Annotated in this window: 19 protein-coding genes; 10 read left to right on the plus strand and 9 right to left on the minus strand. The window is 67.5% G+C overall.

All coding sequences use genetic code 11. The features are described 5' to 3' along the window. Positions 1-5: 5 nt before the first annotated feature. Together dnaJ and dnaK are read right to left on the minus strand one after the other, a co-directional pair. A complete protein-coding gene (gene dnaJ, locus F9288_RS15040; RefSeq protein ID WP_174837532.1) occupies positions 6-1,118 on the minus strand; it encodes a molecular chaperone DnaJ in 1,113 nt (370 codons plus the stop codon). A gap of 63 nt (positions 1,119-1,181) precedes the next feature. Then, positions 1,182-3,092 carry a molecular chaperone DnaK gene (dnaK, locus tag F9288_RS15045; protein WP_174837533.1) on the minus strand — a complete coding sequence of 637 codons (1,911 nt, stop codon included), beginning with the start codon at positions 3,090-3,092 and terminating at the stop codon, positions 1,182-1,184. 164 nt (positions 3,093-3,256) lie between these two features. On the opposite strand from dnaK, the gene F9288_RS15050 reads away from it, so the two are divergent. Together F9288_RS15050 and F9288_RS15055 are read left to right on the plus strand one after the other, a co-directional pair. Continuing rightward, the gene (locus F9288_RS15050; protein WP_174837534.1) at positions 3,257-3,697 is read left to right on the plus strand and encodes a copper chaperone PCu(A)C; all 441 of its coding nucleotides are present in this window, start codon (positions 3,257-3,259) and stop codon (positions 3,695-3,697) included. Then, entirely contained in the window at positions 3,660-4,166 is a 507-nt protein-coding gene (locus F9288_RS15055) for a vgr related protein (RefSeq protein ID WP_174837535.1), read from the plus strand. The genes F9288_RS15050 and F9288_RS15055 overlap by 38 nt, the downstream gene beginning before the upstream one ends. Here the strand turns inward: F9288_RS15055 and F9288_RS15060 are convergent. Together F9288_RS15060 and purB are read right to left on the minus strand one after the other, a co-directional pair. Next, the gene (locus F9288_RS15060; protein WP_254620901.1) at positions 4,163-4,930 is read right to left on the minus strand and encodes a class I SAM-dependent methyltransferase; all 768 of its coding nucleotides are present in this window, start codon (positions 4,928-4,930) and stop codon (positions 4,163-4,165) included. The genes F9288_RS15055 and F9288_RS15060 overlap by 4 nt on opposite strands. Before the next feature lie 309 nt (positions 4,931-5,239). Next, positions 5,240-6,556, minus strand: a complete 1,317-nt coding sequence (gene purB / locus F9288_RS15065) for an adenylosuccinate lyase (RefSeq protein WP_174837536.1) — start codon at positions 6,554-6,556, stop codon at positions 5,240-5,242. A 154-nt stretch (positions 6,557-6,710) separates the two neighbouring features. Here purB and F9288_RS15070 point away from each other — a divergent pair, with 154 nt between their 5' ends. Then, positions 6,711-8,147, plus strand: coding sequence for an NAD-dependent succinate-semialdehyde dehydrogenase (locus tag F9288_RS15070; protein ID WP_174837537.1), 1,437 nt, complete (start codon positions 6,711-6,713; stop codon positions 8,145-8,147). A 24-nt stretch (positions 8,148-8,171) separates the two neighbouring features. On the opposite strand, the gene F9288_RS15075 is transcribed toward F9288_RS15070, so the two are convergent. Together F9288_RS15075 and F9288_RS15080 are read right to left on the minus strand one after the other, a co-directional pair. Then, positions 8,172-9,344, minus strand: a complete 1,173-nt coding sequence (locus F9288_RS15075) for an acyl-CoA dehydrogenase family protein (protein WP_254620902.1) — start codon at positions 9,342-9,344, stop codon at positions 8,172-8,174. Then, the gene (locus F9288_RS15080) at positions 9,320-10,297 is read right to left on the minus strand and encodes an acyl-CoA dehydrogenase family protein (protein ID WP_174837538.1); all 978 of its coding nucleotides are present in this window, start codon (positions 10,295-10,297) and stop codon (positions 9,320-9,322) included. Before F9288_RS15080 ends, F9288_RS15075 begins: the two co-directional genes overlap by 25 nt. Before the next feature lie 72 nt (positions 10,298-10,369). Between F9288_RS15080 and F9288_RS15085 the strand changes: the two genes are divergently transcribed. Genes F9288_RS15085 through F9288_RS15105 form a run of 5 tightly spaced genes read left to right on the plus strand, consistent with a single transcriptional unit; the run spans position 10,370 to position 15,965 of the window. After that, on the plus strand, positions 10,370-11,155 hold the full coding sequence (locus tag F9288_RS15085) for a metallophosphoesterase (RefSeq protein ID WP_254620903.1): 786 nt from the start codon (positions 10,370-10,372) through the stop codon (positions 11,153-11,155). 44 nt (positions 11,156-11,199) lie between these two features. After that, a complete protein-coding gene (locus F9288_RS15090; protein WP_174837539.1) occupies positions 11,200-12,126 on the plus strand; it encodes a bifunctional riboflavin kinase/FAD synthetase in 927 nt (308 codons plus the stop codon). 52 nt (positions 12,127-12,178) lie between these two features. After that, positions 12,179-15,052: an isoleucine--tRNA ligase gene (ileS, locus tag F9288_RS15095; RefSeq protein WP_174837540.1), complete on the plus strand. Its 2,874-nt coding sequence runs from the start codon at positions 12,179-12,181 to the stop codon at positions 15,050-15,052. Then, positions 15,049-15,552 (plus strand): signal peptidase II, encoded by a 504-nt coding sequence (lspA, locus tag F9288_RS15100; RefSeq protein ID WP_174837541.1) that lies wholly within the window; start codon positions 15,049-15,051, stop codon positions 15,550-15,552. The genes ileS and lspA overlap by 4 nt, the downstream gene beginning before the upstream one ends. A 2-nt stretch (positions 15,553-15,554) precedes the next feature. Beyond that, the gene (locus tag F9288_RS15105) at positions 15,555-15,965 is read left to right on the plus strand and encodes a DUF3035 domain-containing protein (RefSeq protein ID WP_174837542.1); all 411 of its coding nucleotides are present in this window, start codon (positions 15,555-15,557) and stop codon (positions 15,963-15,965) included. Between the two features lie 7 nt (positions 15,966-15,972). Here the strand turns inward: F9288_RS15105 and metC are convergent, their stop codons facing one another. The 3 genes from metC to F9288_RS15120 form a co-directional block, all read right to left on the minus strand. Continuing rightward, positions 15,973-17,169, minus strand: a complete 1,197-nt coding sequence (gene metC, locus F9288_RS15110) for a cystathionine beta-lyase (protein ID WP_254620904.1) — start codon at positions 17,167-17,169, stop codon at positions 15,973-15,975. Continuing rightward, positions 17,166-18,002: a sulfurtransferase gene (locus F9288_RS15115; protein ID WP_174837544.1), complete on the minus strand. Its 837-nt coding sequence runs from the start codon at positions 18,000-18,002 to the stop codon at positions 17,166-17,168. The genes metC and F9288_RS15115 overlap by 4 nt, the downstream gene beginning before the upstream one ends. A 151-nt stretch (positions 18,003-18,153) precedes the next feature. Then, positions 18,154-18,510, minus strand: coding sequence for a hypothetical protein (locus F9288_RS15120; RefSeq protein WP_174837545.1), 357 nt, complete (start codon positions 18,508-18,510; stop codon positions 18,154-18,156). A 155-nt stretch (positions 18,511-18,665) separates the two neighbouring features. On the opposite strand from F9288_RS15120, the gene queF reads away from it, so the two are divergent. Further along, the gene (queF, locus tag F9288_RS15125) at positions 18,666-19,109 is read left to right on the plus strand and encodes a preQ(1) synthase (RefSeq protein WP_174837546.1); all 444 of its coding nucleotides are present in this window, start codon (positions 18,666-18,668) and stop codon (positions 19,107-19,109) included. A 128-nt stretch (positions 19,110-19,237) separates the two neighbouring features. Next, on the plus strand, positions 19,238-21,505 hold the full coding sequence (locus tag F9288_RS15130; RefSeq protein WP_254620905.1) for a glycosyltransferase family 4 protein: 2,268 nt from the start codon (positions 19,238-19,240) through the stop codon (positions 21,503-21,505). Positions 21,506-21,525 lie beyond the last annotated feature (20 nt).

Consider the following 21,525-nt stretch of genomic DNA (forward strand, 5'->3'; position numbering starts at 1 on the left):
TTTGATCAATCCCCCGCAAAAGCATTCTTGAGCCGGGCGAAGAACCCCTGCGCTTCGGGGCATTCCTCGCCCGTCTCCGTCTCGCGGAACATCTCCAGCAACTCGCGCTGGCGCGTGGAGAGGCGCGTGGGCGTCTCCACGTCGATCTGGATGACGAGATCGCCGTGACCGCGCCCCTGCAGCACCGGCATCCCCGCGCCGCGCTGGCGCAATTGCTTGCCGGACTGGATGCCGGCGGGGATTTTCAGCTCGTGCGTTCGCCCGTCGAGGCCAGGGATGGAGAGCGTGCCGCCCAGCGCGGCGGTGGTGAAGCTGATCGGCGCGCGCGCGAACAGGGTGGTGCCCTCGCGCTCGAAGATCGCGTGCCGCTTCACATGGAGGAAGATGTAGAGATCGCCCGGCGGCGCGCCGCGCGGGCCGGCTTCGCCTTCGCCCGACATGCGCACGCGCGTACCCTCGTCGACGCCGGCGGGGATGTTTACGCTGAGCGTCCTCGTGCGCTCGACCCGCCCGTCGCCGCGACAATCGCGGCAGGGGTCGTCGATCACCTGCCCGGAGCCGCCACATACCGGGCAGGCGCGCTCGACCACGAAGAAGCCCTGTTGCGCACGCACCTTGCCGTGACCGGCGCAGGTGGAGCAGGTGTGGGCGTGGGTCCCGGGGCGCGCACCGCTGCCGTGGCAGGTCTCGCAGGTGGCGGTGACGTCGATGGTGATCTCGGCGGTCTTGCCGTGAAAGGCTTCCTCCAGCGAGATCTCCATGTCGTAACGCAGGTCGGCGCCGCGCCTGGGCTGCGCGCGGCCGCCACGGCCGCCGCCCATGAACTCGCCGAACACGCTCTCGAAAATGTCGGAGAAGCCGGCGAAATCATGCGCCCCGCCGCCGCCGCCGTTCTGGAAGGCGGCATGGCCGAAGCGATCATAGGCCGCGCGCTTCTGCGGGTCTTTCAGGCAGTCATAAGCCTCGTTGACCGCCTTGAACTTCGCCTCGTTTTCCTTGCACCCGCCGTTCTTGTCCGGGTGGTATTTCATCGCGAGCTTGCGATAAGCCGATTTGATCGTGGTGGCGTCGGCCCCGCGCTCTACTTCCAGAAGCTCGTAATAATCTACTTCAGTCATTCACGGCCCCCGCCGGATGCTCCGCGACCGCCGCCCGGTGACGGCGATCGCGGATCATCTCGTTCACGCCTTGTTGTCGTCCACTTCCGAGAATTCGGCGTCGACAACATCGTCACCGCCGGCTTCCGAGCCAGCAGCCGCACCGGCGGCGGGGGAAGCTTCCGCCTGCTGCTGCTTCTCGTAGATCGCCTGGCCGAGCTTCATCGCGACCTGCGCGAGCGCCTGGCTCTTCTCGTTCATCGCATCCGCGTCGCCGCCCTCGACGGCCGCCTTGGCCGCGTCGATCGCCGACTGGATCTCGCCCTTCAGGCTCTCGTCGACCTTGTCGCCATTGTCGGCAAGCTGGCGCTCGGTGGTGTGGATCAGGCTTTCGGCGTTGTTCTTCGCCTCGGCCGCCGCCTTGCGCTTCTTGTCCTCCTCCGCGAACTGCTCCGCGTCGCGCACCATCTGGTCGATGTCGGCGTCGCTGAGGCCGCCCGAGGCCTGGATGCGGATCTGCTGCTCCTTGCCGGTGCCCTTGTCCTTCGCGGAGACGTTGACGATGCCGTTGGCGTCGATGTCGAACGTCACCTCGATCTGCGGCACGCCGCGCGGGGCGGGGGGGATGCCGACCAGATCGAACTGGCCGAGCAGCTTGTTGTCCGCCGCCATCTCGCGCTCGCCCTGGAAGACGCGGATCGTCACCGCCTGCTGATTGTCGTCAGCGGTGGAATAGGTCTGCGACTTCTTGGTCGGGATCGTGGTGTTGCGGTCGATCATGCGGGTGAAGACACCGCCCAGCGTTTCGATGCCCAGCGACAGCGGGGTCACGTCGAGCAGCAGCACGTCCTTCACGTCGCCCTGCAGCACGCCGGCCTGGATGGCGGCGCCCATCGCGACCACCTCGTCCGGGTTGACGCCGGTGTGCGGCTCCTTCCCGAAGAAGCTCTTCACCACCTCGCGGACCTTGGGCATGCGGGTCTGACCGCCGACGAGCACGACCTCGGCGATATCGCTGGCCTTGACGCCCGCGTCCGCCAGCGCCTTGCGGCACGGCTCCAGCGTGCGATCGATCAGCGGTTCGACCAGCCGCTCCAGATCGGCGCGGGTGATCGTCTTGACGAGATGCTTCGGCCCGTTCTGGTCGGCGGTGATGAAGGGCAGGTTGACCTCGGTGGTCTGCGCCGAGGACAGCTCGATCTTCGCCTTTTCGGCGGCTTCCTTCAGCCGCTGGAGCGCCAGCTTGTCCTTGGTGAGGTCGATACCCTCGTCCTTCTTGAAGCCTTCGGCGAGATATTCGACGACCTTGGCGTCGAAATCCTCGCCGCCGAGGAAGGTGTCGCCGTTGGTCGACTTCACCTCGAACACGCCGTCGCCGATCTCGAGGATCGAGATGTCGAACGTGCCGCCGCCGAGGTCATAGACCGCGATCGTCTTGCCGTCCTGCTTCTCCAGGCCATAGGCCAGCGCGGCCGCGGTCGGCTCGTTGATGATGCGCAGCACCTCGAGGCCCGCGATCTGGCCAGCGTCCTTGGTGGCCTGACGCTGGGCGTCGTTGAAGTAGGCGGGAACGGTGATGACGGCCTGCGTCACGGTTTCGCCGAGATACGATTCGGCGGTTTCCTTCATCTTCTGGAGGATGAAGGCGGAAATCTGCGACGGGCTGTAATCCTTGCCGCCGGCCTCGACCCACGCGTCGCCGTTCGGCCCGCGCGCGATCTTGTACGGAACCAGTTCGGTGTCCTTCTTCGTCACTGGGTCGTCGTAGCGGCGGCCGATCAGGCGCTTCACCGCGAAGATCGTGTTGTCCGGGTTGGTGACGGCCTGGCGCTTCGCCGGCTGGCCGATCAGCCGCTCGCCGTCCTTGGCGAAGGCGACGATCGAAGGAGTGGTGCGGGCGCCTTCGGCATTCTCGATCACCTTGGGCTTGCCGCCCTCCATGACCGAAACGCACGAATTGGTGGTGCCGAGGTCGATACCGATAACTTTTGCCATGAGTGCTCTTCTAGCCCCTACATTTAACTACGCCCGCGTCCCGTGAAGCGGCGACGCGCAACGGTGTTGACCGGGCGGATATAGGTGTCGCGCGCCTTGCCGCAAGAAGGTGAGACGACTAGGTTTCATTTGCTGTTTCGTTACGGGAGAAACCCGCCTTGCGCATGTTCGCCACTTTCGTCCTCGCCGCCGCCGCGCTCGGTGGGTGCGCGCAGGAAAAGCAACTGTCGGTGAGCAACGTCTGGGTACGGCTGGCGGCGGTGCCGGGGCGGCCGGCGGCGGCCTATTTCACGATCCATGGCGGCCCGGCCAATGCGACGCTCATCAATGTTTCCGCCGACGTCGCGGTGCGCACCGAGATGCATGAGATGAAAACGGGCGGCCCGAACGGCGCGATGACGATGGACGCGGTGCAGCAGGTCAGCGTCCCGGCGCTCAAGACGGTGGCGTTCGCGCCGGGGGGCAAGCATGTGATGCTGTTCGACATGGACCCCAGCGTGAAGCCCGGCGGGCAGATCGCCATCACCCTGACCTTCTCGGACGGCCTGCGCATCCAGCAGCAGGCCGATGTCGTCGGCGCGGGCGATCCCGCGCCCAAGGGATGAGCGGCGACGGGTGAGCGAGCGCTGCCTGACGCCGGGCGAGATCGCGCTGGCTGGCGCGATGTTTGGCGAGACGATCGACTATGGCGCGGTGCGCATCGCGCGACGGCGCTGGGCCTTCTTCCAGCCCGCTAACGTCGTGATGGCACCGCGCGGCACGATCCATTTCCATCCGCGCGGGGCGAGCTATCGCGACGATTTCGCCTGCGCGCCGCTCGACCTGCAAGGCCTGTTCATCCATGAGATGTGCCATGTCTGGCAGCATCAGCGCGGCGTGTTCCTGCCGATCGCGCGCCATCCGTTCTGCCGCTATCATTACAGCTTCGTCCCCGGCTGGCCGCTCAAGCGCTACGGCATCGAGCAGCAGGCGGAGATCGTTCGCCACGCCTTCCTGCTCCGCGCCGGCCGCACCGTGCCCGGCGCTCCGGCGCTGGAGAGCTACGAGACGCTGCTGAGCGCTTTCCGCATCTAGCGCGGCTTGCGGAAGCGGAAGATGAAGCGGTCGGTCTTGCCGCGAATGGCGGGGTCGAACACGTTCTTCGTGTGATCGTCCGCCGGATTGGCGAGCAATGGGCTTTCCGCCTCCAGCATGAAGCCCGCGGAGGTGAAATCGGCCTTCACCGTCGCCGGATCGATGCGATGGAGCTTGTCGACCACCGCGCGCGTGTCGCCCGATGGGCCGGCATGATCGACGATGCCGACGATCCCGCCCGGCCTGGTGGCGGCGTAGAGCGCCTTCACGAACGCGGCCGGATCGGTGCGAGGGATGTGGTATTTGTCCGACTGCCAGTAGAGGTCGTGGTAGCTCAGGTTGATGATCGTGAAATCGAACTGGTTGGGCGCGGCGCTGAACGCCTCGAACGGATAGCGCACGAAGCGGATGTCCGGCCGGCGCGCGACCAGCGCCTGCCACTTCTTTTCCTCCTCGGGCGTGGAATAGAATTGGCTCGGCTCGAACGCGGCAACTCTGCCTTTTGGCCCGACGGCATTGGCCATGATCTCCGCCCAATAGCCGGAGCCGGTCATGATGTCGGCGGCCTGCATCCCGCGCCTGAGGCCGAGGAAGGCGAGCGTCTCGGCCGGCTTGCGGCTCTCGTCGAGTGCGATGGACTCCGCCGTGCGGCCGGGTTTCGCAACCGCCGCCGCAAGATCCGGGGCCTGCTCCACACGCGCCAACGCCGGCGTGACCTGACAGGTGACGGCGAATGCAGCCGTCCAGATGATCCCGTGCATCATCGCTCTCCCTCCGCTGGTGTATTGGGGTGACAATACAGTTGCGCGGATGGAATGAAAAGCGGCTTTGTCGCCGCGCCCGCCAGTCCGCCCCTTACGTGAAGGGGCGGCGGCGGATGCGTCAGAACGCGGTCGAGACCACGCCGACCACCAGCGCCTGAACCGCGATCACCAGCGCGAAGCTGGCAGCGGTTTCGAACATGCGCATGAGTATGGTCTCCTCGCCGGGAAGGTCCGGCGCGGGCTCATGTGTATTTTGTTTCGCCGCATTGCAACAATATGACAATGCATTCGCACTTGCACAAAACGCAATCAGGCGTCGCCGAACACCCGCGCGAAGATCGTGTCGACGTGCTTCAGATGATAGCCGAGGTCGAAACGATCCTCGATTTCTGCCGGAGACAGCGCGGCGATAACTTCCGAGTCGGCCTTGAGTAGCTCTTCCAGCGAAAGCGTACCGTCCGACTCCCACACCTTCATCGCGTTGCGCTGCACAAGACGATAAGCGTCCTCGCGGCTGACCCCGGCCTGCGTCAGCGCCAGCAGTACGCGCTGCGAATGGACGAGGCCGCCCATCCGGTCGAGATTCTTCTGCATCCGCTCCGGATAGACGAGCAGCTTGTCGATCACGCCGGTCAGCCGCGCGAGCGCGAAATCGAGCGTGATCGTCGCGTCCGGGCCGATATAGCGTTCGACCGACGAATGGCTGATGTCGCGCTCATGCCATAATGCGACATTCTCCAGCGCCGGGGTGACATAGCCGCGCACCATGCGGGCGAGGCCAGTGAGATTCTCGGTCAGCACCGGGTTGCGCTTGTGCGGCATCGCCGACGAGCCTTTCTGGCCGGGGGAGAAATATTCCTCCGCCTCCAGCACCTCGGTGCGCTGGAGGTGGCGGATCTCCACCGCGAGCCGCTCGATCGACGAGGCTATCACGCCGAGCGTCGCGAAGAACATCGCGTGGCGATCGCGCGGGATCACCTGCGTCGAGACCGGCTCGACCGACAGGCCGAGCTTTGCCGCGACATGTGCCTCCACCGCCGGCTCGATATTGGCGAAAGTGCCGACCGCGCCGGAAATCGCGCAGGTCGCGATGTCGCGGCGCGCGAAGGCGAGGCGCTCGCGATTGCGGCTGAACTCGGCATAAGCCTCGGCGAGCTTCAGGCCGAACGTCACCGGCTCGGCGTGGATGCCGTGGCTGCGCCCGATCGTCGGGGTGAGCTTATGCTCATAGGCGCGGCGCTTGAGCACGGCGAGCAACGCGTCGAGATCGGCGAGCAGGATATCCGCCGCGCGCGTCAATTGCACCGCGAGGCAGGTGTCCAGCACGTCCGAACTGGTCATGCCCTGGTGCATGAAGCGCGCCTCGTCGCCGACATGCTCGGCGACCCAGGTGAGGAAGGCGATCACGTCATGCTTGGTCACCGCCTCGATCGCGTCGATCGCGGGCACGTCGATCGACGGCTTCGTATCCCACCAGCGCCACAGCGCCGCCGCTGCCTCCTTCGGCACCACGCCCAGATCGGCGAGCGCATCGGTGGCGTGCGCCTCGATCTCGAACCAGATGCGGTAGCGCGTCTCGGCGGACCAGATGTCGGTCATCGCCGGGCGGGAATAACGCGGGATCATGCTGCTTCCTCGGGCAAGGTGAATCGTCTCGCGCGCCGCCTAGCAGCGTGGGCGTGGCGCGCCAACCGCCCGGTCTTTTTCGGCGCGGGGGTGGACAGGCGGGTGACGGGATCGCATCTGCGCCATCGAACCAGCTTCCAGCAAGGTGAGGAACATGAGCCAGAACGATCGCCCCGCACGCGCCCTCTATATCGCCGGCGAATGGCGCACCGGCGGCGGTCGGGCGGAGCAGGAGGTGCTGAACCCGGCGACGGGCGCGGCGATCGGCACCGTTCCCCACGCCTCGGCGGCCGATCTGGAGGAGGCGCTGGCGGCGGCCCAACGCGGTTTCCGCGCATGGCGCGAAACGCCGGGCGAGCAGCGCGGCGCCGTTCTCGCGCGCACCGCCGCGCTGATTCGCGAGCGTGTCGACCAACTCGCCGCGATCGCGACCGAGGAACAGGGCAAGCCGCTGGCGGAAGCGCGCGGCGAGACGCTCGGCGCGGCGGCGATCCTCGATTTCCATGCCGGGGAGGCGGTGCGCATCTATGGCCGCGTGTTGCCGCGCCCGACCGGCACGCGCAGCCTCGTGCTGAAGCAGCCGGTCGGCCCTGTCGCTGCCTTCTGCGCGTGGAATTTCCCGCTGCTCAACGTGGTGCGCAAGCTCTCGCCCGCGATCGCCTCCGGCTGCCCGGTGATCCTGAAGCCGAGTGAGGAGACGCCGGCCAGCGCCACCGCGATCCTGCAATGCTTCCAGGACGCGGGCTTGCCGGGCGATGTGGCGCAGATCGTGTTCGGCGTGCCGGATGAGGTGTCGCGCACGCTGCTCGCCTCGCCGGTGACGCGCAAGCTGAGCTTCACCGGATCGGTGCCGGTCGGCAAGCATCTGATGCGGCTCGCGGCCGATAGCGTGATGAAGATGACGATGGAGCTTGGCGGTCACGCGCCCGTGCTGGTGTTCGACGATTGCGATCTGGAGAAGACGCTGGACATGATGGTCGCGCACAAGTTCCGCAATGCGGGGCAAGTGTGCGTCTCGCCGACGCGCTTCTACGTGCAGGACGGCATCTACGATCGCTTCGCCGCCGGCTTTGCGGAGCGGACGCGCAATCTGGTGGTGGGCGACGGCAGCGCGGCCGGGACGAGGATGGGGCCGCTCGCCAACCCGCGCCGCCCGTCCGCGCTCGACGAGATGATCGCCAATGCGCGCGAGGTCGGCGCCAGGGTGCTGGCCGGCGGCGAGCGCGGGGACGGCGACGGCTTCTTCTATCGCCCGACCGTGCTGGCCGACGTGCCGCTGGAGGCGAAGGTGATGAACGAGGAACCGTTTGGTCCGCTTGCGCTGATGCGCCGCTTCGGTACGTTGGAGGAGGCGATCGAGCAGGCTAACCGACTCCCCTATGGCCTTGCTTCCTATTGCTTCACGGAGAACGGACGGCGGCAGGCGGTGCTCGGCGATGCGATCGAATCAGGGATGGTGTGCATCAACAACGTCCGTGCCTCATGGCCCGACGCGCCGTTCGGTGGGGTCAAGGATTCGGGCTTCGGCTCGGAGGACGGGCCGGAGGGGATCGAGGCGCATATGATCACCAAGACGGTGCATATTTCCTGACCCGCCGGGCGCTGGGGGTGCGGGCTATCGCACCCCCAGCCCGCGCGCGATGATGCCGCGCAATATCTCCCGCGTGCCGCCGCGCAGCGAGAAGCTCGGCGCGTTCAGCATCGTGTGCGCCAGCACCGCGACGAAATCGCTGGTGGAGGCGCGGTCCGGCTCGGCATCGACCAGCGCACGGGCGATTTCCGGCATGTCCTGCTCGAAGGTCGCGCCGAGATCCTTGACGATCGCGGCGTGGACGGCGGGATTCTCGCCCGCCTCCAGTAGCGCCGCCACCCCGCGCGACAGCCGCCGCAGCACGATGAGATGCGCGGTCAGCCGCCCCAGCGCCAGCCGCGCGGCATCGCCCGGCGCGTCGCCCAGAACCGCGATCAGCTCCAGCAGCAATTGCATCGAGGACAGGAATCGCTCCGGCCCGCTGCGTTCGAAGGCGAGTTCGCTCATCACCTGATTCCACCCGTTGCCCTCCGTGCCGATCAGCGCGGAAGACGGGAGGAAGGCGTCCTCGAAATGCACCTCGTTGAAATGATGCTGGCCGGCGAGGTCGATGATCGGGCGGATCGTCATGCCCTTGGTGGCGTGGAGATCGACCAGCAACTGGCTGGTGCCGGCCTGCCGGTCGGCGGCGGTGCCGCTCGTGCGGCAGAACAGGATCATGTAATCGGCGTGGTGCGCGCCGGTGGTCCACAATTTCGTGCCTGTCACACGCCAGCCGCCATCGACCGGCGTCGCGCGGGTGCGCGTCGCGGCGAGGTCGGAGCCGGAATCCGGCTCGCTCATCCCGATGCAGAACACCGCCTCGCCCGCGACGATCTTCGGGAGGATCGTAGCCTTCTGCTCCTCCGTGCCGAATTTCAGCAGGTTCGGCCCGCTCTGCCGGTCCGCGATCCAGTGCGCCGCGACCGGCGCGCCGGCGGCCAGCGCTTCCTCGACCACGACATAGCGCTCGAACGCGCTGCGCTCATGCCCGCCGTAGCGCTTCGGCCAGGTCATGCCGAGCCAACCCTTCGCGGCCATCGCGCGGCTGAAATCCCGGTCGAAGCCATTCCAGCTCTCCGCGCGCGACAGCGGGGAACGTTTCGCCAATTCCACGGCGAGGAAGGCGCGGACCTCCTCGCGCAAAGCCTCGGCGGCGGGGGAGGGCGGCGGCGAGGGGAAGCGGAAACCGGTCACGCCGCCGTCACCATCGGCCAATAGCCTTGTTTCCCGGCGGCGAAGGCGCGGTTGCCGAGCAATGTCGCCCAGTGCGTCGCGCCGCCGAACTCATCACGCCATGCCCACAGGCTGGTCGTGAACAGGTGCAGGCGATGCTCCGCCGTGAAGCCGATCGCGCCGTGGAGCTGGTGCGCGATGCCGTTCGCCCGGCCGACCGCCTCGCCGATCCGCACGCGCGCGACGGCGATCGCGAAGCCGGCGTCGGCGGGATCGGCGAGGAAGGTTTCCGCCGCGAGGTCCGCCGCCGCCGAAGCCGCCGCGACTTCCCCGGCGAGCTTCGCCAGCTCCTGCTGGACCGCCTGGAACTTCGCCAGTGGACGGCCGAACTGGACGCGCTCGGAAACGTGCGTGACGGTCAGTTCCAGCACGCGTTCCAGCGCCCCGGCGCATTGCAGCACGCGGACCAGCGCGCCGCGCTCGACCAGCCGGCCGGCGACCGGAATGGCGTCGTCGGGCTGTGGGAAGTGCATCGCGTCACGCGGCAGGCCGGCGAGATCGGCGCCCTCGCGCTCGATCGTCGCGCCGCCGTCGACTCGCACGATGCCGTCAGGCGTCTCCACGACGAACGTGCGACAGTGGCGTCCCCAGGCGACCCGCTTCGCACCATCGATCGGCACCAGCGCCGCCGGCCCGTCGGCGAGCGGCAACCCGGCCTCGGCAAGCGTGGCGTTGGCGAGCATCGTCTCGCCCAGCGGCAGCGGCACGGCATGGCGGCCGAACAGCCGGATCAGCTCCAGCGCGTCATGCGGATCGAGGCCGAAACCGCCGACTTCCTCCGGCACAAGCGCTAGCGGCACGCCCTGTTCCTCCAGCGCGTGCCATAATTCGTCCGGCCATTCCCCGGCGCGGGCGGCGCGCATCGTCCGCTCGTCCAGCCGCGCGTCGAGCAGCCGCTCGATCGATTCGGCCAGCATCGTCGCGATCTCGCTCACGGCCTCTCCATTCTTGCTATCGTGCGATACGGCTCTAAGTGGTTTCCCCTGCGGCGCAACAGAGGAAGTGGCGTGACGACGAAGCTGTTCCACGTCAGCGACGTTCACTTCGGGGCGGAAGACCCCGAGGCGCTCGCGTGGTTCGCCGAGCGGGTGGCGGATGAGAAGCCGGATGCCGTCATCATGACCGGCGACCTGACCATGCGCGCGCGTCCTTCGGAATTCGATGCCGGCGGGCGCTGGCTGCGCTCGCTCGACGTGCCGGTGACGCTGGAGGTGGGGAACCACGACCTGCCCTATTACTGGGACCCGGTGCGCCGGCTGTTCATGCCCTATCGCCGCTATGGCGCGGCCGAGAAGCTGATCGAGCGCCCGCTGGAGCTTGCCGGCGTGTCGATCATCCCGCTCAAGACGACCGCGCGCGCGCAGCTTCGCCTCAACTGGTCGAAGGGGCGGGTGGGGCGCGACGCGCTGGATCTCGCGCTGGGGCAGATCGCCGATGCTCCCAGGGGCAATCTGATCTTCGTTGTCGGCCATCATCCGCTGATCGAGGGGCCGACCACAGGATCGGGCCGCACGCGGGGCGGCGCGCGGGCGCTCGCGGCGCTGGCCGACGCGGGCGCGCATGCGGTGCTTTCCGGCCATGTCCACGATCCGTTCGATATTCCGTTCGACCGCGACGGCTGGCGCGTGCGGCTGATCGGGGCGGGGACGCTCTCGCGCCGCCTGCGCAAGACGCCGCCGAGCTTCAACGAGATCCGCGTCGATGGTAACCGCTTCGAGACATTGCTGCGCACGCTCTCGCCGCGCCCGGTGACGCCGATCAGCGCGGCGACCGATGCCGGGCCGATGCACTGACGCAGGCATTGCGGTCGGGGCGGACGGCCCGTAAGGGCGCTCGCATGGAGCGGCTGGACGGCGGCTCGGCGATCCCGCCGCACCTTGCTGGGGGTATCGTCGCGCTCGGTAATTTCGACGGTTTCCACCTGGGGCACCAGGCGGTGATCGCTCGCGCCGTCGATCAGGCGCGCGCCGAGGGGCGTCCGGCACTGGTCGCGACCTTCGATCCGCACCCCGTCCGCCATTTCCACCCGGATACCGCGCCGTTCCGCCTGACCACGCTCGACCAGCGCGAGCGGCTGTTCGCGGAGGCAGGCGCGGACGGGATGATCGTCTTCCGCTTCGATGGCGAACTGGCGGCGCTGGAGGCGGAGGAGTTCATTCGTGAGCGGCTCGTCGGCCTGCTCAAGATCGGCGGCGTCGTGACCGGTGAGGATTTCACCTTCGGCCACAACAAGAGCGGGAATGCGGTGGCGATGGCCGCGTTCGGCGCACGCTACGGCTTCACCGACGCGACTGTGGGGGCGGTGCTGCTGGACGGCGCGCCGGTTTCCTCCAGCCGCATCCGCGATGCGCTGCGTGAGGGCAATCCGCGCGAGGCGGCGCGGCTGCTCACGCGACCTTGGGCGATCGAGGGGACAGTGCAGCACGGCGACAAGCTGGGGCGCGAGATCGGCTTTCCGACCGCCAATATCGACATGGGCAATTACCTCCGCCCCGCCTACGGCATCTATGCGGTGCGCGGGCGGCTGCCCGACGGGCGGCTGGTGAGCGGTGCGGCGAATCTCGGCATCCGGCCGAGCTTCAATCCGCCGAAGGAATTGCTGGAGCCGCATTTCTTCGATTTCCGCGGCGATCTCTATGGCCAGCGGATCGAGGTGGAACTGATCGACTATCTCCGCCCCGAGGCGAAATTCGATACGCTGGAGGCGCTGGTCGCGCAGATGAACGCGGATTGCGACCGGGCGCGGGCGATCCTCGCCGCATGATGACGATGGGACATGACGCCGCCGCAATCCCGCGCTAATGCCCCGCGCACTCATGGCTGACGCACCCGACACCCCGAAGCGCGACTGGCGCGACACCGTCTTCCTTCCGAAGACCGATTTTCCCATGAAAGCCGGGCTGCCGCAGAAGGAGCCGGCGATCCTCGAACGCTGGCGGAAGCTGGGACTCTACCAGCGCCTGCGGGAGCAGCGTGCGGGCCGCGAGAAGTTCATCCTCCATGATGGGCCGCCCTATGCCAATGGCGACATGCACATCGGCCACGCGCTCAACCACATCCTCAAGGACATGGTGGTTCGCACGCAGACCCTGCTGGGCAAGGATGCGCCCTACGTGCCCGGCTGGGATTGCCACGGCCTGCCGATCGAATGGAAGGTCGAGGAGGAATATCGCAAGAAGAAGCGCAACAAGGACGAGGTGCCTGCGCGCGAGTTCCGCGCCGAATGCCGCGCCTATGCGCAGCATTGGGTGGATACGCAGCGCGAGCAGTTGAAGCGGCTCGGCATCAACGGCGACTGGGACAAGCCCTATCTCACGATGGACTTCGCGGCGGAGGCGACGATCGTCGCGGAGTTGATGAAGTTCGCCGAATCCGGCCAGCTCTATCGCGGCGCGAAGCCGGTAATGTGGTCCCCGGTGGAAAAGACCGCTTTGGCCGAGGCCGAGGTGGAATATGAGGACATCACCTCCACCCAGATCGACGTGGCGTTCGAGATCGTCGAGGCACCGAACGCGCCGGAACTGGTCGGTGCCCACGCGGTGATCTGGACGACGACGCCGTGGACGATCCCGGTCAATCAGGCGTTGGCCTATGGGGAGGATATCCTCTACCATCATTATCGCGCGCATGATGGCCGCCGCTTCTTGGTGGCGACCGAATTGCTGGAGTCGTTCTTCGAGCGCACGGGGCTGGGGCCGATTGCCAATCAGGGGCCGGGCGGAACGGAAACCGACCTTTCCGAATATGCGCTGGGGGAAATCACTGGCTCCCAACTCGCCGGAGCCGTCGCGCGCCACCCGATGCACCATCTCGGCGGCTTCTTCGCCAAGCCGCGCCCGTTCCTCGCGGGCGATTTCGTCACCACCGACGCGGGCACCGGCCTCGTCCACATGGCGCCGGACCACGGCGAGGACGATTTCAACCTCTGCAAGGCGAACGGCATCGAGCCTGTGTTCGCGGTCGACGCCGCCGGCTTCTACCGCGAGGACTGGGCGTGGCTCGGTGGGCAGGGGAGCGTTATCAACAAGAAGTTCACCGCCAGCGACGGCCCGATTTGCACGGACCTGCGCGAAGCTGGCGGGCTGCTCGCCGCGTCGGACGATTTCGTCCATAGCTATCCGCATTCGTGGCGCTCCAAGGCGAAGGTGATCTTCCGTTGCACGCCGCAATGGTTCATCCCGGTCGACAAGAAGATCGACCGCCAGATGGCGCTCTGCGCGACCGAGGCGGAAATCCGCGCCGAGCAAGGTGACGGTGAGACGTTGCGCGAAACCGCGCTGGCCTCGATCGCCGCCACGCGCTTCGTGCCGGAAAAGGGCCGAAACCGTATCGGCGCGATGGTCGAGGGGCGTCCCGACTGGGTGATCTCGCGCCAGCGCGCGTGGGGCGTCCCGATCGCGCTGTTCGTGAACCGCAAGACCGGGCAATATCTCTGCGACCCAGCGGTCAACGCGCGGATCGTGGAGGCCTTCCGCCGCGAGGGCGTCGATGCGTGGAGCGACGAGGCGGCACCCGCGCTGCTCGGCCCGGATCATGACGTGGCCGATTACGAGCGCGTCGCCGACATCCTCGACGTATGGTTCGATTCGGGCTGCACCCATGCCTTCGTGCTGGAGAGCGGGCGCTGGCCCGAACTGCGCTGGCCGGCGGACCTGTATCTCGAGGGCTCGGACCAGCATCGTGGCTGGTTCCAGTCCTCGCTGCTGGAAAGCTGCGGCACGCGCGGCCGCGCACCTTATGACGCGGTGCTGACCCACGGCTTCACGATGGACGCCAAGGGCATGAAGATGTCCAAGTCGCTCGGCAACACGGTCAATCCGCTCGATCTGATGAAGGAATATGGCGCGGATATCCTGCGGCTCTGGGCGCTCTCGGTGGACTTCACCGAGGATCATCGCATCGGCAAGGAGATCCTCGCCGGCGTGGCGGACCAGTATCGCAAGCTGCGCAACACCTTCCGCTATCTGCTCGGCGCGCTCGACGGGTTCGAGGAGGCGGAGCGCCTACCGGTTTCCGAATGGCCGGAGCTGGAGCGCTATATGCTCCACCTCGTTCACGCGCTGGACGGGCAGTTTCGACAGGCGATCCACGATTTCAACTTCAACGGCTACGTCCGGCTGTTGAGCGACTTCGCCAACGAGGATCTGTCGGCCTTCTTCTTCGATATCCGCAAGGATTCGCTCTATTGCGACGCACCGACGGATACGAAGCGGCGCGCCTATCGCACGATGCTGGACGTGCTGTTCCACGCGCTTGTCCGCTGGGCCGCGCCGGTGCTGACCTTCACGGCGGAGGAAGTGTGGCAGACGCGCTTCCCGAGCGAGGAGGGGTCCGTGCATTTCCTCGACTGGCCGGAATTGCCGCCGCAAGTGGGTGAAGATGTGAGCCAGCGCTGGCTCGCCGTCCGCGCGCTGCGCGAGCGCGTCACCGAAGGGATCGAGCCGCTGCGCCGCGAGAAGATCGTGCGCTCCAGCCTGGAGGCGGAGGTGACGGTGCCCGACATGCCGCTCGTCGCCGATGCGCTGGCGGAGGCGTTCATCGTGGCGAAGGTGACGCCGGGCGATGAGGTGACGGTGACGCGCACCGATTACCATAAATGCGGCCGCTGCTGGCGCCTGCTCCCCGAAGTGGCTGAGGACGACGGTCTGTGCGGCCGCTGCGCCGAGGTAGTGGGGGAGGTGGTGGCGTGACGCGAGGCCTTCCCCGCGTCGGGCTGATCGCGGCGGCGGTGCTTTTCGTCGTCGATCAACTGGTGAAGTGGCTGGTCACCGGGCCGCTCGGCATCGACTATCTCGGCGCGGTGCGGGAGATATTGCCGATCTTCGACCTGCGCTTCGTGCAGAATATCGGCGTCAGCCTCGGCATGTTGCGCGCGGAGAGCGAGATGGGCCGCTGGGCGCTGGTGGCGCTGACCGGCGCGATCGCGGCGGGCGTGCTCGTCTGGATGTGGCGTGAGAAGAGCCGCGCCGATCAGGTCGCGCTCGGCCTCGTGCTGGGCGGCGCGATCGGCAATATCGTCGATCGCGTGCGGCTCGGCTATGTGGTCGATTTCGCGGACCTGCATTTCGGTGAATGGCGGCCGTTTTTGGTATTCAATGTCGCCGATGCGGCGATTACGATTGGTGTGCTGATCCTGCTGGCGCGGGCGCTCCTGATGCGCGACAAGCCCGGCAAGCCTGTGGAGAATTGATAATGCGTAAGATCGTCGTCGCCGGAGTGGGCATCGCCGCGCTCGCCCTGCTCGCGGGCTGCGGCAAGCGCGGCTACGATCGGGCGCGGCCCGATGAGTTCGCGGTCGCGCGCCAGCCCTCGCTGGTGATACCGCCCGATTTCGCGCTCGTGCCGCCGACGCCGGGCGCGGCGCGCGTGCAGGCCAACAGCACTACCCAGGCGCAGACGCTGGAGGCGCTGTTCGGCACCGCGCCGCGCAACGCCGTCGAGGCGGCGACGATCAACCAGACCGGCGGCACCGCCGATCCGGGCATTCGCTCGTCGGTCGGCGATCCCAAGACCAACGTGGTCGACAAGGGCCAGACGACCCGCGACATCGTGGCGGCGCCGGAGGGCGACGGACAGGACGCGCGCGCCGCGACGCCAAAGTAAGGCGGCGCTAGCCCAGCGCCGCCCGGAACCGATCCAGCCCGCGGGCGAGATCGGCGATCAGGTCGTCCACATCCTCAAGCCCGATCTGGAGCCGCACCAACGGCCCGGCGAAATCGGGCGTGGTCACGGTGCGGTATTTCGCGGGATCGACCGGGAGGGCGAGGCTTTCGAAGCCGCCCCAGGAATAGCCGATCCCGAAATGGGCGAGGCCGTCGATCAGGGCGGCGCGTTCCTTCTCGCCGCCGCCCTTGAGGGCGAAGGAGAACAGGCCGCTCGCGCCGGTGAAATCGCGCGCGAACAGTTCGTGGCCGGGGCAGGAGGACAGCGCGGGATGCAGCACCCGCGCCACCTCCGGCCGCGTCTCCAGCCAGCGGGCGATGGCGAGCGCGCTTCGTTCGTGCCGTTCGAGCCGCAGCTTCATCGTCCTCAGGCCCCGGCTGCCGAGCCACGAATCGTCGGGGCTGGCGACCTGCCCCAACTGGAAGCTGGTGTCGCGCAGCCGGGCGAACCGGCCCGCCGCCGCCGTCACCGAACCCAGCATCACGTCCGAATGGCCGACGACATATTTGGTGCAGGCGAGGATGGTGTAGTCCACCCCGCGTTCGATCGCGCGGAAGTTGAGCGGCGTGGCCCAGGTGTTGTCGAGCAAGGTTGTCACCCCGCGCGCCTTCGCCGCCGCGACGATCGCGGGCACGTCCTGCACCTCGAAGGTGAGGCTGCCGGGGCTTTCCATGAAGATCGCCTTCGTCCGCTCCCCGATCAGGTCGGCGATGCCCGCCCCGGCCAGCGGATCATAGAAGCGCGTCGCGATCCCCATCCGCTTCAACAGCCCGTTCGCCAGCGAGCGCGTCGGGTCATAGGCCGAATCCGGCACCAGCAGCTCGTCCCCCGGCGACAGCACGCTGAGCAGCGCGGCCGCGATCGCCGCGACGCCGGAAGGATAGAGGAAGGTCGCCTCCGCCCCCGGCTCCAGCTCGGTCAGCGCATCGGCGAGGCTCCATTGCGTGGGCGTGCCGCGCCGGCCGTAGAACAGGCGGTGATGCGTGTCGCGTCCGGCGCTCGCGCGCAGGTCCGCCACGTCGTCGTAGAGGATGGTCGAGGCCCGCCATACCGGCGTGTTGACCACGCCCGCCGTCCACTCCTTGCGCCGCCCGGCCGAGACGACGCGGGTGGCGTCGGCGATATCGTCGCGGCCGCCGCTCACCGGCCGGTTTCCTTGGGGGTGTCCGGCGTGGCGCCCCATTCGGCCCAGCTCCCGTCATAGACGGCGGCGTCATGGCCCAGCAGGTGCGCGGCGAAGGCGACGATCGAGGCGGTGACGCCCGAGCCGCACGTCGCCGTCACCGGACGGTCGAGGTCGATGCCGTGATCCGCGAACACGGCGGCAAGCGCCTCGCGCGGCAGCCACGTGCCGTCGGGCGCGAAGAAACGGCCGTAGGGGATGTTGACCGTGCCGGGGATATGGCCGGGCACGACGCCGGGGCGCGGCTCCGGCTCCTCGCCGGCGAAGCGGGCGGGGGAGCGGGCGTCGACCACCTGCTCGGCATGGCTGGCGAGGTTGGCGCGCATCCCCTCGATATCGCGCACGCCGACGCCGCGCGCGCGTGGCGTCATGTGGCGGGAACGGGGCGTCACCGCCTCGGCGGAGAGCGGGCGGCCCTCGGCGCGCCATTTGGCGAGGGCGCCGTCGAGGATCGCGACGTCCGGCACGCCGAAGCTGCGCAGCATCATCCACGCGCGCGCGGCGGTGTGGTGGGGCGAATCGTCGTAGAGCACGATCCGCGTCCCGTCGCCGAGGCCGAGCGCGGCCATGCGGCTGGCGAATTTCTCCACCGGCGGCAGCATCATCGGCGCGGGGTGATCGGCGTCGGCGATCTCCGCGAGGTCGAGGAACACCGCGCCGGGGATATGCGCCGCGCGATATTCCGCCGCCGCGTCCCGCCTGTCGCCGGGCAGGAACCATGAGCAATCCGCGATGCGCAGATCGGAAGCGCCGAGCGCGTCGGCGAGCCATTGGGTGGAGACGAGCGAGTCCATGCGCGGTTCCTTAGCGCGCGGGGCGGGTTTGTCGAAAGGATTGGGTGGACACGGGGCGCAGGTCGAGGTTGTGCGGCGACGGGGGATGGCTGGTTTCGCCACATAGCTCGTCGTTCATAGCCCGGCGTGGCTTGCCCTAACGCGGCATAACCTAATTTGGGGTTGTGATGCTGTCCTGATCAATCCCGGCATCGTTACATTGCCAGAGATCAATCACGTCTGGTTCGTTGAAGCGCCGTTTCAACGTCCCTTCAACAATTACGAAGCGATGGTTGAGGCGGTCCCTTCGTTTCCAGATATTCGCTCCTTCTGAAAGTGTGATGACGTGATCCCATCGCTTCCCCCGCTTTCGATAATCGCTCATTGAATCCCAAAGGCAACGAGAGTTCGTGCCCAGATCGACAACGCCACCGATCCGCACGCGCTTCCCATCCAGCGTGTCCGCTTGAGCAATTGCTTGTGATGGGGTCAGGTAGCTTGCCGCTGCCATCACCAGTAGCAAGATCATGAAGCGCCCCTCGGTTTCCTTGGGCGCAGTCTAATGCGGAAAGCTGACTGACGGCAAACCGGGAAACGTGGCTCAAAGTTGCCCAACCGCAAACCACCATTCCCCGTCACCTGCGGGAGTAGCATCACGCGCGATCAGCCACTATTTCGCGGCCCATGACACTGCATCTCGGCAAGGCCAGCACGCTTCCCGCTTCCCCGGAGGAAGCGGTACTCGACTACGTTCCCAATCCACGTCCGGGGCGGCTCTACGCCGTGCGCTTCGCGGCGCCGGAATTCACCTCGCTCTGCCCGGTGACGGGGCAGCCGGATTTCGCGCATCTGGTGATCGACTATCTGCCCGGCGAGACGATCGTCGAATCGAAATCGCTCAAGCTGTTCCTCGCCTCGTTCCGCAACCACGCCGCCTTCCATGAGGATTGCACCGTCGGCATCGGCGAGCGGCTGGCGGCGGAGATGAAGCCGCGATGGCTGCGCATCGGCGGCTATTGGTATCCGCGCGGCGGCATCCCGATCGACGTGTTCTGGCAGACCGGCGCGCCGCCGGCGGCGTTGTGGCTGCCCGACCAGGGCGTTCCGCCGTATCGCGGGCGCGGTTGATCTCGATCAGCATGATTCCGGCACGTTGCATTGCACAATTATTGCAACCATCTGTCGTCTCGCCGGTTTGACAGGACGTGCGGCGGATGCCCCGCCGGTACCCTGAACAACAAGAGAGTGAGGTCGCGGTGGAAAGGCGCGTTCGGAATACGGTCAATCACATTGCGCTGATTGGTAATTTCCTGCCCCGCAAATGCGGGCTGGCGACCTATACCACCGACACCTATGCCGCATTGCGCGAGCGCTTCCCGGACCTGCGCGTCGACGTCTATGCGATGGACGACCATCCGGGGAGCTACGCCTATCCCCCCGCCGTCACCGGCACGATCCCGGAGCAGGACCGCGCCGCCTATATCGAGACGGCGCGGCGGATCGAGCAATCGGGGGTGCAGGCGATCTGGCTCCAGCACGAATATGGTATCTTCGGGGGCGAGGCGGGGGAGAATATCCTCGCGCTGCTTGATCGCACCACGCTGCCGCTGATCGTCACGCTGCATACCGTGCTGGAGAAGCCCGACGAGCGGCAGCGCGCGGTGATGGAGGGGCTGCTGCGCCGCGCGGCGCGCGTGATCGTGATGGCGGAGCGCGGGCGCGAGATATTGAAACGCGTCCACGGCGCCGATCCGCGCATCGTCGTGACGATCCCGCACGGCGTACCCGATCGCGTGCTGACCGATCCCGCGCTGCTCAAGCCGCGTTTCGGCTGGGAGGGGCGCAAGGTGGTGCTCACCTTCGGCCTGCTCGCGCCCGGCAAGGGGATCGAGACGGTGATCGAGGCGATGCCGGAGGTGGTCGCGCGGCACCCCGACGCGCTCTACGTCGTGCTCGGAGCGACCCATCCCAACCTGATCGCGCACGAGGGCGAGCGATATCGCGACTCGCTCAAGGCGCTGGCGCGGGCGAAGGGGGTGGAGGACAGCGTGGTCTTCATCGACGCCTTCGTCGAATATGACGAGCTGATCGATTACCTCCAGGCGGCCGACATCTACGTCACCCCCTATCTCAACCCCGCCCAGATCACGAGCGGGACGCTCAGCTATGCGGTGGGGGTGGGCAAGGCGGTGATCTCGACGCCCTATGTCCATGCGACGGAGATACTGGCGGACGGCCATGGCGTGCTGGTCGATTTCCGCGATTCGGCGGCGTTCGCGCGCGAGATCGACCGGCTGCTCGGCAACGATCGCGATCGCGCGCGCCTGTCGGAGCGCGCCTATGCCCGCGGCCGCACGATGATCTGGCCGCGACTCGCCGAGCGCGCGATGGAGGAGATCGCCGCGATCGTCGCCGCGCGCCCGAAGCGGCTGGCCAAAAGCGGCAAGGACGACCGCCTGCTCCCTCCTGACATCGGCGCGGTCGAGCGGATGAGCGATTCGACCGGGATGCTCCAGCACGGCATCTATTCCGTGCCCGATCGCCGCCACGGCTATTGCATCGACGACAATGCCCGCGCGCTGATGCTGATGAGCGCGATCGACGGCCTCGATCCGGTGGTGCGGGATCGCTGGATGACGGTCTATGCCTCGTTCGTGCAATATGCGTGGAACCCGGACAAGCGCCGGTTCCGCAACTTCATGAACTTTGACCGGACATGGTGCGAGGAAGTGGGGTCGGAGGATTCGAACGGCCGCGCGCTCTGGGCATTGGGCGTCACCGCGCGGGACGCGCGCGAGCGCAAGCATCGCGACTGGGCCACCGCGCTGTTCGGCGACACCGCGAGCCTCGCCTTCGCGCTCGGCAGCCCGCGCGCGCAGGCGTTCGCGATGCTCGGCGCGGCGGCGATGCTGGAGGCGTCGCCCGGCAACCAGCTCGCCCGCGCGATCCTGGAGCGGTTCCCCGACGAACATCTCGCGCTGCTCGACGGCAACAGCCGGCCGGACTGGCGCTGGTTCGAGATCGTCCTCGCCTATGACAACGCGCGGCTGCCGGAGGCGCTGATCCGCGCTGGGCTGGCGCTGGGCCGTGACGATCTGGTCGCTTGCGGGATCGAGACGCTCGACTGGATCGTCGCGATGCAGACCGCGCCGGACGGCCATTTCCGCGCGATCGGCACCGAAAGCTTCGGCCGCGCCTATGCCGATCCGCTGCCGTTCGACCAGCAGCCGCTGGAGGCGCAGGCGACGATCGACGCCTGCTCCGCCGCTTTCGCCGCGACCGGCGACGCGAAATGGATCGCCGAGGCGCAACGCGCCTGGCGCTGGTATCTCGGCGGCAACGACCTCGACCTGCCGCTCGCGACTGCGCCGGACGGCGGCTGTTTCGACGGGCTGATGCCGACCGGGCTCAATCGCAATCAGGGCGCGGAGTCGATTCTCGCGCTGCAACTCGCATCCTGCGCGATTTCAAGGCTTTCAAAAGCGGGCACTGCCGTGGCAGGTCAGGGACGCGCTGCCGCCTGACGGGCGGCGCGCGCACCGAT

The sequence above is a fragment of the Sphingomonas sp. CL5.1 genome, from assembly GCF_013344685.1.
Taxonomy (GTDB): Bacteria; Pseudomonadota; Alphaproteobacteria; order Sphingomonadales; family Sphingomonadaceae; genus Sphingomonas.

Bases quoted from the DNA above. Each gene is read 5' to 3' on its own strand.
- F9288_RS15055 (WP_174837535.1), top strand. From the start codon at position 3,660: ATGTCGTCGGCGCGGGCGATCCCGCGCCCAAGGGATGAGCGGCGACGG.
- ileS (WP_174837540.1), top strand. From the start codon at position 12,179: ATGGCTGACGCACCCGACACCCCGAAGCGCGACTGGCGCGACACCGTC.
- F9288_RS15060 (WP_254620901.1), bottom strand. From the start codon at position 4,930: ATGATGCACGGGATCATCTGGACGGCTGCATTCGCCGTCACCTGTCAG.
- dnaK (WP_174837533.1), bottom strand. From the start codon at position 3,092: ATGGCAAAAGTTATCGGTATCGACCTCGGCACCACCAATTCGTGCGTT.
- queF (WP_174837546.1), top strand. From the start codon at position 18,666: ATGACACTGCATCTCGGCAAGGCCAGCACGCTTCCCGCTTCCCCGGAG.
- F9288_RS15050 (WP_174837534.1), top strand. From the start codon at position 3,257: ATGTTCGCCACTTTCGTCCTCGCCGCCGCCGCGCTCGGTGGGTGCGCG.
- dnaJ (WP_174837532.1), bottom strand. From the start codon at position 1,118: ATGACTGAAGTAGATTATTACGAGCTTCTGGAAGTAGAGCGCGGGGCC.
- F9288_RS15120 (WP_174837545.1), bottom strand. From the start codon at position 18,510: ATGATCTTGCTACTGGTGATGGCAGCGGCAAGCTACCTGACCCCATCA.
- F9288_RS15115 (WP_174837544.1), bottom strand. From the start codon at position 18,002: ATGGACTCGCTCGTCTCCACCCAATGGCTCGCCGACGCGCTCGGCGCT.
- F9288_RS15105 (WP_174837542.1), top strand. From the start codon at position 15,555: ATGCGTAAGATCGTCGTCGCCGGAGTGGGCATCGCCGCGCTCGCCCTG.
- F9288_RS15090 (WP_174837539.1), top strand. From the start codon at position 11,200: ATGGAGCGGCTGGACGGCGGCTCGGCGATCCCGCCGCACCTTGCTGGG.
- F9288_RS15070 (WP_174837537.1), top strand. From the start codon at position 6,711: ATGAGCCAGAACGATCGCCCCGCACGCGCCCTCTATATCGCCGGCGAA.
- purB (WP_174837536.1), bottom strand. From the start codon at position 6,556: ATGATCCCGCGTTATTCCCGCCCGGCGATGACCGACATCTGGTCCGCC.